This is a genomic window from Collinsella sp. HCP28S3_E12 (assembly GCF_052065595.1).
Classification (GTDB): Bacteria; Actinomycetota; Coriobacteriia; order Coriobacteriales; family Coriobacteriaceae; genus Collinsella.
This window is the reverse complement of the sequence record NZ_JBQHTS010000023.1, coordinates 15,443-28,623: the sequence shown is the minus strand read 5'-3', so window position 1 is coordinate 28,623 and position 13,181 is coordinate 15,443. Positions and strand designations below refer to the sequence as shown.

Annotated in this window: 13 protein-coding genes; 11 read left to right on the top strand and 2 right to left on the bottom strand. The window is 62.6% G+C overall.

The features are described 5' to 3' along the window. Nucleotides 1–186, top strand: a 186-nt coding sequence (locus ACTNBY_RS08465) for a hypothetical protein (RefSeq protein ID WP_441064140.1), incomplete at its 5' end; no start/stop codon positions are given. Nucleotides 187–723: 537 nt separating this feature from the next. On the opposite strand, the gene pyk is transcribed toward ACTNBY_RS08465, so the two are convergent. Beyond that, nucleotides 724–2,184 carry a pyruvate kinase gene (pyk, locus tag ACTNBY_RS08460; protein ID WP_427793920.1) on the bottom strand — a complete coding sequence of 487 codons (1,461 nt, stop codon included), beginning with the start codon at nucleotides 2,182–2,184 and terminating at the stop codon, nucleotides 724–726. Between the two features lie 442 nt (nucleotides 2,185–2,626). On the opposite strand from pyk, the gene ACTNBY_RS08455 reads away from it, so the two are divergent. Next, nucleotides 2,627–5,308, top strand: coding sequence for a cation-translocating P-type ATPase (locus ACTNBY_RS08455; RefSeq protein ID WP_441064138.1), 2,682 nt, complete (start codon nucleotides 2,627–2,629; stop codon nucleotides 5,306–5,308). A gap of 511 nt (nucleotides 5,309–5,819) precedes the next feature. Beyond that, nucleotides 5,820–6,773, top strand: coding sequence for a ribosome small subunit-dependent GTPase A (gene rsgA, locus ACTNBY_RS08450; RefSeq protein WP_441064141.1), 954 nt, complete (start codon nucleotides 5,820–5,822; stop codon nucleotides 6,771–6,773). A 67-nt stretch (nucleotides 6,774–6,840) separates the two neighbouring features. On the opposite strand, the gene ACTNBY_RS08445 is transcribed toward rsgA, so the two are convergent. Next, complete coding sequence (locus ACTNBY_RS08445; protein ID WP_195838599.1) at nucleotides 6,841–7,044, bottom strand: hypothetical protein; 204 nt, start codon at nucleotides 7,042–7,044, stop codon at nucleotides 6,841–6,843. Between ACTNBY_RS08445 and cpaB the strand changes: the two genes are divergently transcribed. The 8 genes from cpaB to ACTNBY_RS08405 all read left to right on the top strand — a co-directional run bounded on the left by cpaB (nucleotide 7,031) and on the right by ACTNBY_RS08405 (nucleotide 13,177). Then, nucleotides 7,031–7,690 (top strand): Flp pilus assembly protein CpaB, encoded by a 660-nt coding sequence (cpaB, locus tag ACTNBY_RS08440; protein WP_441064137.1) that lies wholly within the window; start codon nucleotides 7,031–7,033, stop codon nucleotides 7,688–7,690. The two genes, ACTNBY_RS08445 and cpaB, sit on opposite strands and share 14 nt — an antisense overlap. Beyond that, on the top strand, nucleotides 7,690–9,327 hold the full coding sequence (locus tag ACTNBY_RS08435) for an AAA family ATPase (RefSeq protein ID WP_441064136.1): 1,638 nt from the start codon (nucleotides 7,690–7,692) through the stop codon (nucleotides 9,325–9,327). The genes cpaB and ACTNBY_RS08435 overlap by 1 nt, the downstream gene beginning before the upstream one ends. Further along, on the top strand, nucleotides 9,324–10,652 hold the full coding sequence (locus ACTNBY_RS08430) for a CpaF family protein (RefSeq protein WP_441064135.1): 1,329 nt from the start codon (nucleotides 9,324–9,326) through the stop codon (nucleotides 10,650–10,652). Before ACTNBY_RS08435 ends, ACTNBY_RS08430 begins: the two co-directional genes overlap by 4 nt. Further along, the gene (locus tag ACTNBY_RS08425; protein WP_441064134.1) at nucleotides 10,625–11,551 is read left to right on the top strand and encodes a type II secretion system F family protein; all 927 of its coding nucleotides are present in this window, start codon (nucleotides 10,625–10,627) and stop codon (nucleotides 11,549–11,551) included. The genes ACTNBY_RS08430 and ACTNBY_RS08425 overlap by 28 nt, the downstream gene beginning before the upstream one ends. Further along, nucleotides 11,548–12,189, top strand: a complete 642-nt coding sequence (locus ACTNBY_RS08420; protein WP_441064132.1) for a type II secretion system F family protein — start codon at nucleotides 11,548–11,550, stop codon at nucleotides 12,187–12,189. The genes ACTNBY_RS08425 and ACTNBY_RS08420 overlap by 4 nt, the downstream gene beginning before the upstream one ends. Before the next feature lie 10 nt (nucleotides 12,190–12,199). Further along, nucleotides 12,200–12,433, top strand: a complete 234-nt coding sequence (locus tag ACTNBY_RS08415; RefSeq protein ID WP_427719148.1) for a hypothetical protein — start codon at nucleotides 12,200–12,202, stop codon at nucleotides 12,431–12,433. Nucleotides 12,434–12,726: 293 nt separating this feature from the next. Continuing rightward, nucleotides 12,727–12,957 (top strand): hypothetical protein, encoded by a 231-nt coding sequence (locus ACTNBY_RS08410; protein WP_154517646.1) that lies wholly within the window; start codon nucleotides 12,727–12,729, stop codon nucleotides 12,955–12,957. Between the two features lies 1 nt (nucleotide 12,958). Beyond that, nucleotides 12,959–13,177, top strand: coding sequence for a hypothetical protein (locus tag ACTNBY_RS08405; RefSeq protein ID WP_154517649.1), 219 nt, complete (start codon nucleotides 12,959–12,961; stop codon nucleotides 13,175–13,177). The last annotated feature ends 4 nt before the right edge of the window (nucleotides 13,178–13,181 follow it).

The following is a 13,181-nucleotide window of genomic DNA, read 5'->3' as shown; positions in this document are numbered from 1 at the left end:
TTCAAGTTTATCGGTCTGTTTAATCATATACATACGGCTTCAATTTATACAAGAACAGTCCCGGCAGACATTACTGCCGGGACTGAAACTGTTTTACGAATGCTCCCGATTCGCGCGCTGTTTTCTTTCGCCCACGAATCTCCAGACTGGTGTGCCGAGCAAGTCTTTAAATACTGGTTGTTTTGAGTAATGCACCAAGCGATGGTCATGGTCGGGCGGCAGGATTGCCGGATAGAGTCCCAGTATCTGGGGCGGTATGCGATAGTACTGAAAAGCCGTGGGTCCGCAGGCAAGAAATGACATAGCGATCCGATCGTTTGAGCGTAGTTTGGGCTAGAAAAGCTATCGGTTTCGGAAGTGCGGGGAAAAAGACAAACAGGTCAACCACAAGCGGTATTTAAGCCAACTTTATCAGGGGTTTTGTTGAAATAAAAGGGCTTGTGCTCGGGGGTAGGCAATTTTTCCCCGCACTTCCGAAAACGTGGTCGATTTAGACCTTGCTAAAACGATTTATCAGCCCTGTGTGAGGTGTGGGTTTGCCACCGGGCGAACACTTTTAGCGCTTGGGGCTTTATTTTTTGGGCCCCGGAGGGCGGATTTCGCGCTTTTGGTAAAGAAATGGGTGCGTGTCATGCCGTGCGGTAGGCATCGGCGCACAGAAAAAGGGCCCGGAAGGCAAAGCCTCCGGGCCCTTTTTAATGTAAATGTGCTTGCAAGTGCGATTTAGCGCACCTGAGCGACGTAGGCGACGTTGGTCGAGGAGACCTTGTCCTCAAGCTGGACGCTCATACGGGGATCGCCGGCGGTAGCGACGGTCAAATCGCCGGTCTCGACGTAGCCGAGCTCCTTAGCGGTCTCGATCGCCTTGACGATCGTGCCGTTGACGGTGCCCTGGGTAATCTCGGCCTTGTGCGGGATAACGCCCCAGTACATGATCATCTGCTGGACGGCCCACTCGTGGCGGGAGAACGCGCAGATCGGCATGTTGGGACGGAAGTGCGAGATCAGGCGAGCGGTACGGCCGGTGGTCGTCGGCACGGTGATGCACTTGGCGCCAACGGTGGTGGCCATGTTCACAGCGGACATACCCACAACGTTGTTGACGACGCGGGTGCCGTGAGCATCGGTCGGAACCTCGAGCGGAGCGTGAGCCGGGAGGTACTTCTCGGTCTCGAGAGCGATGCTGGCCTGCATCTTGACGGCCTCGACCGGGTACTTACCGGCAGCGGACTCGCCGGACAGCATGACGGCGTCGGTACCGTCGTAAATGGCGTTAGCAACGTCGGCAACCTCGGCGCGCGTCGGGCGCGGGTTCTGCTGCATGGAGTCGAGCATCTGCGTAGCGGTGATAACGGGCTTGTAGGCCGCGTTGCACTTGGCGATGATCTCCTTCTGGATGTGCGGAACGAGCTCGGGCTTGATCTCGATGCCCAGGTCGCCACGGGCGACCATGATGCCGTCGGAAGCCTCGAGGATCTCATCGAAGTTCTCGACGCCCAGGGCGCACTCGATCTTCGGGAAGATCGTCACGTGCTCGCCGCCGTTTTCGCGGCAAAGCTCGCGGATGCCGCGGACAGATTCGCCGTCACGGATGAAGGAAGCGGCGATGTAGTCGATGTTCTCGGTCAGGCCAAAGAGGATGTCCTGGCGATCGCGCTCGGTGATGGCGGGCAGCGAGATGTTGACGTTGGGCATGTTGACGCCCTTGCGCTCGCCGATCAGGCCGTCGTTCTTGACGACGCAGGTCATGTCCTGGCCGTCGACGGACTCGACCTCGAGAGCAACCAGGCCGTCATCGATCAGGATGAGGGAGCCCTTCTCAACCTCGGAGGGCAGAGCCAGGTAGTCGAGGGAGATGTGCTCAGCGGTGCCGTGGAAATCCTCGGACGTGGGCTGAGCGGTGACGACGATCTTGTCGCCGGTCTTGACGGCAACCTTCTTGCCGTCGACCAGAAGACCGGTGCGGACCTCGGGGCCCTTGGTGTCGAGCAGGATGCCGACGGGCATACCGAGCTCCTTGGAAATACGACGGACGCGCTCGATGCGACCGTGGTGCTCGTCGTAGGAGCCGTGCGAGAAGTTAAAACGGGCGACGTTCATGCCCGCCTTGATCATCTCGCGGATGGTCTCGTCGCTATCGCAGGCGGGACCCATGGTGCATACAATCTTAGTGCGCTTGTACATTCAGACCTCCATCTGACATCGTCTTGCGCTGATAGATAAACCTTAAGAAATAAAACTGAGTTGATTATAACGAAATACCGACCGAATACCCCAAAAAATCGACCGTATGCCGAATTAGAAGTTCATTTTTTACGGGAAAAACGGTATATGAAAAAACTTTACCAACCGCTCTAACCGCTGCTATCTGGGTGATATTTTAGTTTGGCGACGCGCCTAAGAAAAAACGTTTTATCAGTATTGAGCATCACACGGTCCGCATCGTTACATACGGACCATATTTCCAAATGGATTGTTTTGGCTAGACGCGTCGCTTTGGGGTACCATAGCTCCACTATCAACTGCCGCTCAGCACGGCAGCCTTGATGAGCCCTTGCCCTTCTCCTGGGAATTATGATCGGGCATCAATCTGCTGAGTGGCCCGAATCCCAGGAGGGGACTCTATATGCAAAAGGAATACCTGTCCGCCGCGGCGGAGGTGCTCAGCGACCAAGGTGTCGATGAGAACCTCGGCCTGAGCAACGACGAGGCGTCGTCGCGCCTCGCCAAGACAGGCCCTAACAAGCTTGAGGAAGCCGAGAAGACGCCGCTGTGGAAGCGTTTCTTTGAGCAGATGGCCGATCCCATGGTCATCATGTTGATCGTTGCCGCCGTTATCAGCGCGCTCACGGGCATGGTTAAGGGCGAGGCGGACTTTGCCGATGTCGCCATCATCATGTTCGTCGTTATCGTCAACTCGGTGCTGGGCGTGGTCCAGGAAGCCAAGAGCGAGGAGGCCCTCGAGGCCCTTCAGGAGATGAGCGCGGCGCAGTCCAAGGTTCTACGCGACGGCAAACTCGTGCACCTGCCGAGCGCCGAGCTTGTACCCGGCGACGTGATCATGCTCGAGGCGGGCGACTCCGTCCCGGCCGACTGCCGCGTGCTCGAGAGCGCCACGATGAAAATCGAAGAGGCCGCGCTCACCGGCGAGTCCGTGCCGGTCGAGAAGCACGCCAACGTGATCGAGCTTGCCGCGGGCACCGATGACGTGCCGCTCGGCGACCGCAAGAACATGTGCTACATGGGCTCCACCGTCGTGTACGGCCGTGGCCGCGCCGTCGTGGTCGGCACCGGCATGGATACTGAGATGGGCAAGATCGCCGGTGCCCTGGCCGAGGCCAAGGAAGAGCTCACGCCGCTGCAGGTGAAGCTCGCCGAGCTCAGCCGTATCCTCACCATTATGGTGATCGTCATCTGCGTCGTGATCTTTGGCGTCGACATCGTCCGCCACGGCGTGGGCAACGTCCTTACCGACCCGACTGCCCTGCTCGACACCTTTATGGTCGCCGTCTCGCTCGCCGTCGCTGCCATCCCCGAGGGCCTGGTCGCCGTCGTGACCATCGTGCTGTCGCTTGGCGTGACCAAGATGGCCAAGCGCCAGGCAATTATCCGCAAGCTCTCTGCCGTCGAGACTCTCGGCTGCACGCAGACCATCTGCTCCGACAAGACCGGTACCCTTACCCAAAATAAGATGACCGTCGTCAAGCACGAGCTCGCTGCGCCTAAGGAGAAGTTCCTGGCAGGCATGGCGCTGTGCTCCGATGCCCAGTGGGACGAGGAACTGGGTGAGGCCGTCGGCGAGCCGACCGAGTGCGCGCTCGTCAACGATGCCGGAAAGGCGGGCCTCACTGGTCTGACTGCCGAGCACCCGCGCGTGGGCGAGGCCCCGTTTGACTCGGGCCGCAAGATGATGTCCGTGGTCGTTGAGACCCTGGACGGCGAGTACGAGCAATACACCAAGGGCGCGCCCGACGTGGTGATCGGCCTGTGCACCCACATCTACGAGGGCGATAAGGTCGTCCCCCTGACCGAGGAGCGTCGTGCCGAGCTCGTGGCCGCCAACAAGGCCATGGCCGACGAGGCCCTGCGCGTGCTGGCGCTGGCAAGCCGCACCTACACCGAGGTCCCAAGCGACTGCAGCCCCGCCGCGCTCGAGCACGACCTGGTCTTCTGCGGCCTGTCCGGCATGATTGACCCGGTCCGCCCCGAGGTCGCCGACGCCATCCGCGAGGCCCACGATGCTGGTATCCGCACCGTCATGATCACGGGCGACCACATCGACACCGCCGTGGCCATCGCCAAGCAGCTGGGTATCGTCACCGATCGCAGCCATGCCATCACCGGTGCCGACCTCGATCGCATGAGCGACGAGGAACTCGACGCGCACATCGAGGACTACGGCGTGTACGCCCGCGTCCAGCCCGAGCACAAGACCCGTATCGTCGAGGCTTGGAAGTCGCGCGACCAGATCGTGGCCATGACGGGCGACGGCGTCAACGACGCCCCGTCCATCAAGCGTGCCGACATCGGCGTTGGCATGGGCATCACCGGTACCGACGTTACCAAGAACGTCGCCGACATGGTGCTTGCCGACGACAACTTCGCCACCATCATCGGTGCCTGCGAAGAGGGTCGCCGCATCTACGACAACATCCGCAAGGTCATCCAGTTCCTGCTTTCGGCCAACCTTGCCGAGGTGTTCTCGGTGTTTATCGCCACGCTCATCGGCTTTACCATCTTCCAGCCGGTGCAGCTGCTGTGGGTGAACCTGGTCACCGACTGCTTCCCCGCGCTCGCGCTGGGCATGGAGGATGCCGAGGGCGACATCATGAGGCGCAAGCCGCGCAACGCCAAGGACGGTGTCTTTGCCGGCAATATGGGTCTGGACTGCGTGGTCCAGGGCTTGATCATTGCCGCGCTGGTGCTGGCGAGCTTCTTTGTGGGCGTGTACTTTGACATGGGCTACATCCACATCTCCGATATGATCGCCGGCGTCGCCGACGAGGAAGGCGTGATGATGGCCTTCATCACGCTCAACATGGTCGAGATCTTCCACTGCTTTAACATGCGCAGCCGCCGCACGTCGCTGTTTAAGATGAAGAAGCAAAACAAGTGGCTGTGGGCCTCTGCCGCGCTGGCGCTGGTGCTGACGGTGATCGTAACCGTGCAGCCGACGCTTGCCGAGATGTTCTTTGGCCCCGTGACGCTTGAGCTCAAGGGCGTTATCGCCGCGCTGGGCCTTGCCTTCCTGATCATTCCGCTGATGGAGATCTACAAGGCGATCATGCGCGCGGTCGAAAAAGAGTAACGTTCCTGTCCGGGCCCGACCGCCTGCGGGGTTTCCACGGGCACGTCCTCGCCGCTTTGCGGCTGCGGGATGTGCCCTTAGGAAACCCCTCCCGGCGGGCGGGCCCTGCGGCATCCTTGCTGGCTTTTCTCCCGCGCGGATGATAAAGGGCTGAGGGAAAGTTTGTGAGCCGGTCGAGCGTTTGCTCGACCGGCTCTTTTTGAGTTAGGGCTTTGCCCGGCCAGCTCCTTTTGATTTAAAATACCTGCTCAGTTGTGATTTGTGGTGCTGGGAGGCGCTTGTGGGCAAGGCTAGGGCTAAGGCGAAGAAAAAGACGACGGGGGCGCGGGCCAAGCGTGACCGTCGTCGGAAGCTTGCGACCGAAGCCCCCGCGTCTGCCGAGGAGCTGCTGGCGAGCGTGCCGGGACTCGATGCGCTGCAGGATGTTCCGGCGTTTGGCGATCTGCCGGTCGCCGCGGCTCAGCAGGCGGCATTTGACGATTTTTGCGCCCAAGCCGAGGAGCCCGAGCAGATGCAACTGGGCGCCGTGGTGCGCTTGGATCGCGGGTTTCCGCTGGTGGTGACGGCCGACGATACCTTTCGTGCCGAGCATGCCGTGGGGTTTGCCAAGTCGCGCGGCGAGGACGAGGTACTGCTGCCGGCTGTGGGCGACCGTGTGGCGGTGCGTCGTGCGCCCGGGCACGACATGGGCGTAATCGAATGCGTCCTGCCGCGACGCACGAGTTTTGAGCGTTGGCGTGGCCGCGCCCGCGGCGAGCGTCAGGTGCTTTGTTCCAACGTGGATAGCGTGCTGATCGTGCAGGCACTTGGCGCCGGTGAAGTGCTGCTCGACCGCGTGGCGCGCTCGCTGGTGTTGGCGCTCGACTGCGATGCCGAGCCGGTGGTGGTGCTTACCAAGGCCGACCGCTGCGAGGCCGCGGAACTCGAGCGCGATCTGGATCGCGTGCGCCGTCTGGTGGGCCCGGACGTGCGCGTTATCGTGACGTCCTCTGCCGAAGGCCGTGGTTTGGATGAGGTGCGCGCCTGTGTTCCGGCGGGAACGTGCGCCATGATCCTGGGTGAGTCGGGGGCCGGAAAGTCGACGCTGCTCAATGCGCTGCTGGGCCACGATGCGCTGGCTACCGGTGGCGTGCGCGAGCGCGACGACCAAGGCCGCCATACCACGGTCGCGCGCGTGATGGTGGCGCTGCCGGGCGACGCCGGCGTCATTGCCGACGCTCCGGGCCTGCGCAGTTTGCCACTCGTTGGTCACGAGCGGGGCCTGGCGCGTGCCTTCCCCGAGATCGTCGAGGCGTCGCGTGTGTGTCGGTTTGGCGACTGCACGCATACCCACGAACCGGGCTGCGCCGTTCGCGATGCCGCCGATGCCGGGCAGATCGATGGCCTGCGCCTGGAAACGTTCCAAAACTTGGCGTCATCCATGCGTGTGAGTGCCCAAATGCTCGATCCCGATGTCCATCTGTAATTGAATTTATCTATGACAGCCGTCTTCCAACTGTGCGGGAGGCGGCTTTTTTACTGGCGATGCGCCCTTAAATAAGCGTTTTGCCGACGCGCTGACCAAAACCTTGCCGCGGGCTTGACGGGTTGGTCAGCTCTTGGCTGGTAATTGGTTTGACACTTAAAACCAAGATGGTGATCGCGCTGTTTTGTTGCTTGGCCGCTCGGACAATAGTGGTACGGGCATCCCATCCGCCCAGTGCTGTCTTGAGAGGAGCTGCCGTGAACAAGAGCAAGCGCATCGCCATCAGCCTGGCAGCGGGCGTGCTCGCCGCGGCACTCTGCATGGTTTACGGATCATCGGTTCGTTCGCGGGCTGAGCAGGCCCAGGCCGAAACCTTGGCCAAATACGGCGGCGATCGCGTCGAAGTTTGCGTTGCCGCACGTGATATCGATGTGGGTGAGACCCTCGACGAGACCAATGTCGTAACCCAAGAGTGGCTCGCGAGCCTGCTGCCGCGCGATGCGGCGACCGACCTGCGCCAGGTGCGTGGCGACGTGACGACCTCGCGTATTCCCAAAAATGCCGTGGTCTGCGATGCCTACACCAAAGCCGAGAGCCATACGCTCGAGGTGCCCAAGGGCAAGGTTGCCGTTTCGGTGGCGGTCGATGCCGAGCATTCGGTGGGCGGAGCCGCAGGCGTGGGCAGCTACGTGGATGTGTACGTGCAAAAAGACGGCGTGACCGATCGGCTGTGCGGCGCGTATGTGATCGATACCAGCGACGAGGCCGGTGCCACGCGCGAAGGCAAGGTCGAGTGGGTGACGCTGGCGGCCGACCCCAAAGACGTCAAGGAATTGCTGGGAGCCTCGGGCAAGGGAACGGTCAGCTTGACGATTCCCGCCACGGCACGCGGCAAAAAGAGCGGAGGCGACGAGTGATGAAAGCGATCTGGCTTGCGTGCTGCGCGTGTGGCGATTACGGACTGCTGCAGCAGGAAGTCGAGGGCCGCGATGCGGGCGCGCAGGTGCTTCGCGTGGGCGACCTAGACGGGTTGGTGTCTATGGCTCGGGCGTTTCCTTCGCGCCGTGGCGCTGCCATTATCGCGGCATCCCTGTTTGATACTAAAGATGTGCGAGAGACCGTTGCGCGCCTGACTGCCGAAGGACGCGTGAGCCGCGTCGTCGTGTTGATAGAGGCGCTCGATCCGTCGGATATAGAGGGGCTGTTTCGCGCGGGGGCGACCGAGGTCATCGCTGCGCACAGCATATGCGGCAGCGGACATGTGGGCGAGGGAGCGGTTGATTCCGATTGGGGCGTGTCGCCTGAGCCCGATGTTTTTGTTGATAGGGAACCCGGGGCGCCTCGCGCTACAAGAGGCCCGCGTGTTGATGACTATGGGAAAGCGGAAGCCGAGCATGTTCGGCGCCCCCCGGGCCCCCTTGCATGTGGTGACGTCGGAGCGTCGGTGCCGTATGGCGAAGACCTCCTGGCCGTAGATATGGGATACGTGCACGGCGTGAGCCTGGCCGATGGACTCGATGAGGTCGAGGGCCTTGTCGCGGGTGATGGCCCGCACGTCGACGTGACAGCGGAATCCCCAGTTCCGCCCCTACAGTTTGAGCAGCCTGCCGTGCCGGCGTGGACGCAGCACTTGGGTGCGGCTGGCGAGACGGGGACGTTGCCGCCCACGTCGTCAGCCCCTGCACCGCTGGCAGACACTGCGTCGACGTCGCATCGAGCTCCGGTCATCTGCGCCGTCTCGGGATCGGGCGGATGTGGCAAATCGACGATTGTCGCCACGATGGCGCATGCCGCTTCGTTGCTGGGTCTGCGAGCTGCCGTACTCGATTTGGACCTAATGTTTGGAAATCTCTACGACTTGCTGGGCGCCGATGCCCCGCATGACATGGCGACACTTATCGAGCCGTCGGTCGCGGGCGCACCTGCGGAGCAAGACGTGGTCGCTGCATCGATGCGCGTTGCCCCAGGCGTTACGCTTTGGGGGCCTGTCGCAGCGCCCGAGCGCGCCGAGCTCATGGCGCGTCCGGTAGAGCTGCTGCTCGACATCTTGCGTCGTGAGTCCGACGTGGTCCTTATCGATACCTCGGTCTTTTGGGGCGATGCCGTGGCGGCTGCGGTGGCAGCGTGCGACCGTTGCCTTGTCGTGGGTGATGCGGCAGTTTCTTCCGCGACGTCTGCAGCGCGCGTCATTGAGCTGGCGAGCCGTGTGGGCGTGCCGCGCACGCGCATGAGCGCCGTATTCAACCGATTTGGCGCGCGTGGGGCGGACGAGGATGTCGCCATGCGCTTTGAGATTGCCTGTGCGTTGAGCTCCAAGATTCGTATCGCCGATGGCGGGCAGGATCTCGCCGCGCTCATGGCGTTTGGGCGCGCTGACGAGGCAGTGGGGCAGACCAGCGCTTTCGCGACCAGCGTGCGCGAGGCCACGCGTGAGATGCTCGTGGAACTGGGGTGCGCCGTCGGCCCTTGGAGCGATATGGTCGCCGACCGTGCAACACGCACCGAACGCCCGCGCATCCGCCTTCCCTGGTCGCGTGAGGGTGATTGCCGATGAGCCTGCAAACGAGAATTAAAGCAGCCGGTGCGGCAGCGGCGACGGCACCTGTCGATGTGGGACGGCACCGTGCGGTCAAGCGCCGCACCAAGCGGGCCGTGATGGACCGCGTGGGCTACGACGAGGTGGCACGCATCAGTGCCTACATCGATCCGGTTCTTGCCCGCTCGGAATTGCGTCCTGCGGTGGAGGCGGCACTCAACGTGGAAGAACCGACCGACCTGGCGACGCCCGAGCGTGAGACCATCATCAACGAGATCTTGGATGACGTGGTGGGCTTGGGCCCGCTGCAGCCGCTCATCGAGGACGACACCGTCACCGAGATTATGGTCAACGGTTGCCGCTCGGCTTTCTTTGAGCGCGGCGGGGTCTTATACCCCATCGAGCATGCGTTTGAGGATGACGAGCAGATTCGCGTGCTCATCGACCGCATCATCTCACCGCTGGGCAGGCGTATCGACGAGCGCAGTCCCATCGTCAACGCCCGCCTCAAGACAGGTTATCGCGTCAACGCGGTGATTCCGCCCGTGGCGATCGATGGGCCGATCCTCACTATCCGCAAGTTCTCGGATCGCATCTGTTCGTTGGACGAGCTTGTGGGCCTGGGGTCGCTGCCGCTTTGGTATGCGCAACTGCTTTCGTGTGCGGTGTCGCTGCGCCAAGATTTGGCGGTTGCGGGCGGTACGGGGTCGGGCAAGACTACGCTGCTCAACGCGCTATCGTGCGAGATATCTACCGGCGAGCGCATCGTGACGATCGAGGATTCCGCCGAGCTCAAGTTCGCGCATCACCCGCATGTGGTTCGCCTGGAGGCGCGCGAGGCTTCAATTGAGGGTGAGGGTGCGGTGACAATCCGCGACCTGGTGACCAACGCCCTGCGTATGCGTCCCGACCGTATTGTGGTGGGTGAGGTACGCGGTGCGGAATGTTGCGACATGCTGCAGGCCATGAACACCGGGCACGATGGGTCGCTCACCACGCTTCATGCGGGCACCGAGCAAGAGACCGTGGTGCGTTTGACGCTGCTTGCGCGCTATGGCATCGATCTGCCGAGCGAGCTTATCGAGGAACAAATCGCTATGGCGCTCGACGGCATCGTGATGTCCGAGCGCCATGCGGACGGCCGGCGTTTTGTGTCCTCCTATTCGGGGGTGCGACGCGGCGCGTCGGGTGGCGTGGAACTCGAGCGCTACGTGACCTTCGATGCCGCCGAGCGCACCTGGACCCTCAACCGCGAGCCGCCGTTTATCGCAGAGGGCTTGCGCTCGGGAACGCTTACACAGGAGGAGGTGGACGAATGGAGGTCGTTGTGCCCCTCGTCGTAGGGGGCCTTGCCGGGTTTTCGGTCGCGACGGTATGCGGAGTGGAGCCTCATGTGCCGAGGGTGCCGCCGGCGGAGCTGGTGCGCCAGACGCTCGAGACGGCGGCAGAGAAGCTGCCGCGTGAGCTGGTGGAAAACGATCTGCTGAAAAAGATCGCCCGTTCGTGGGCATCGTTGGCTCCCGTGCGCCGCATCGGTCTTGTCGTTGAGGATGATGCTTCACGCTTAGCGTTCCTGTTGCTATCGAGTGGCGTCTGCTGCCTTGCGCTTGCCGTGGTGTCGCTATCGCCCATCGGCTTTGTTTTGGGAGCGGTTGCGCCCTTTGCCGCGGGCGCCGCACGCGACGTCTTTGACCACCGACGCGAGCAGCGCGATGTGGAGGAAGCCATGCCCGAGGCCTTTACGGCACTTTCCATGTCGCTTGCCTCGGGACATTCGCTGGCCCAGGGCATGCGGTTTGTGGGCGCTCACGCGCAAGAGCCGGTGCATACCGAGTTTCTGCGGGTAGCGGCGGCGATCGACTGCGGCATTTCGGCTGCCGATGCGCTCGACGACCTGCTTGTCCGCATCGACGCCCCCGGGCTTTCGCTTGTCACGTTGGCGCTCAAGGTGTCGCAGCGGACCGGTGCCCCGCTTGCCGATCTGCTGTCCGAGGCGTCGAGCATGGTGGGGGAGCGTATCGAGCTCAAGCGCCGCCTGGATGTCAAAACGTCGCAGGCGCGCATGTCGGCGCATATGGTCGCGGCGATGCCGGCGGGTATGTGCGCGGTGCTGGCCCTGCTTTCGGCAGATTTTCGCTACGGTCTCGCAACGCCGGTAGGCGCCGGTGCCGTGGTTCTGGGGCTTGCCCTTAACGGCGTCGCCCTGGTGGTTATCCGGCGCATTATGCGGGTGGAGCTGTGAGCGCCCTGGTTGCCGCCACGGCTTGCCTGTGCGCCTTCGGCGTATTTGTCGCGACGGGCCTGGAGCGCTCGGATGTGCGCAAGACCATGGAGATTTTCAGGGGCGAGGCGGTGCTAGTCGTTGCTGCGGCCCATTCGGTGATCGATGCCGCTATTGCGTGGGTGAGGGGCGCATTTGGCGTGGACAACTCAGCGCAGGTTTCGCTCGGTGAGGTGTCCGAGATGATTGATGTGGTGCGCCTGGGGCTTTCCGCCGGCCTTTCGTTCGATGCGGCGCTCGAGATCTTTTGCGCCAATCGTCGATCGGCGCTGACTGTTCGGCTTGAACGGGCATGCATGGCGTGGCAGGTGGGCGTGGGAGCGCGCGAGGACGAGTTGTTGGCGGCCGCGCAGGACCTGGACGTGCGGGCGCTCGAGACCTTTGCCATTACGGTGGGTCAAGCGCTCGCCCTGGGTGCCCCGCTTGCCGAGACCCTTGCTGCCCAAAGTCGCGAGATCCGCGCCGCCCATCGTGCCGCGGTCGAGCGCGAGATTGAACGAGCGCCCGTCAAGCTGCTGATTCCCACTGGCACGCTCATCTTGCCGGCACTGCTGTTATCCATATTGGGCCCGCTGCTGGGAGCAGGCGGGATGATGTAGGGAGGAATACATGAACAAAATGGCTGACGTTATGGGTAGGGTTTGGAGCCGGACGCTTTACCGTGCAATGCGTTCTTGTCAACGTGCCAAGGCGCTGGTACAGGAGGAAAGCGCGCAGGGTACCACCGAGTACGCCATCTTGGTCGGCGTGCTCGTGGTAATCGCGATCATTGCCATCGTTGCATTTAAGGGCAACGTCGAAAAGCTATGGAACGCGATCAAAGACGGCATCAACAGCCTGTAGAAGGCGGGCATTCTGTTGGCGTGCTGCTGGTGCTCGCTTGCCTGATTGTGGCGATAGCGGCGACGCTCTGGGGGCTGAATGCCGTGCGACAGCAGCGTTCTGGGGTCGTCGCGGATGGGAGCTCGGGCGCGGTGGCGCCTCCCGATGACAAAGCGCGGGACACGGCCGACAGGGATGCCGCCGTCACGGCACAAACTTTTCTGCGCGCCCTCGACGAACGGGCGGATGCTGCGGCTGGTCCATCTGCGGACAACGCAGTCGCAGCCCGGCTGACATGGGCCGAGGAGCGACCGATGACCGAGGCTGCCGCGGACCTGTTGCGTGTCTATCGCGAGGTGCCCACAGCTCAGCTCGCCCTGAGCGGCTATCTCGATATTAAGGGCAACGTATGGGGCGCCATCGTGCGCGATGGGCGCGGCTGGGTCGATATGGTGACGGTTGCCGCGGATGCCGGCGACGCCTCGTGCCGCTTACGCGCGGTGCGCTTGGTTCCGCAAGCATCGGGGTCAAAGGAGGGATCGTGAAATGCTTGACGTTTTGCGCGAGGAGTCTGCCCAATCGACCGTTGAGTACGCCATCGTCACCATGGCGCTGCTTTCCATCGTGCTGGCGATTGCGGGGCTTTGGCGCGCCGGCACCGACGGACGCTTGGCGGCGTTGGCTGCACGGGCGGCGTCCCATGGCGTCGCCTCGACATCGGTTATCGACGCCGCCGCAGGCGCCAAAGACATCGCGCTCTATTGATATC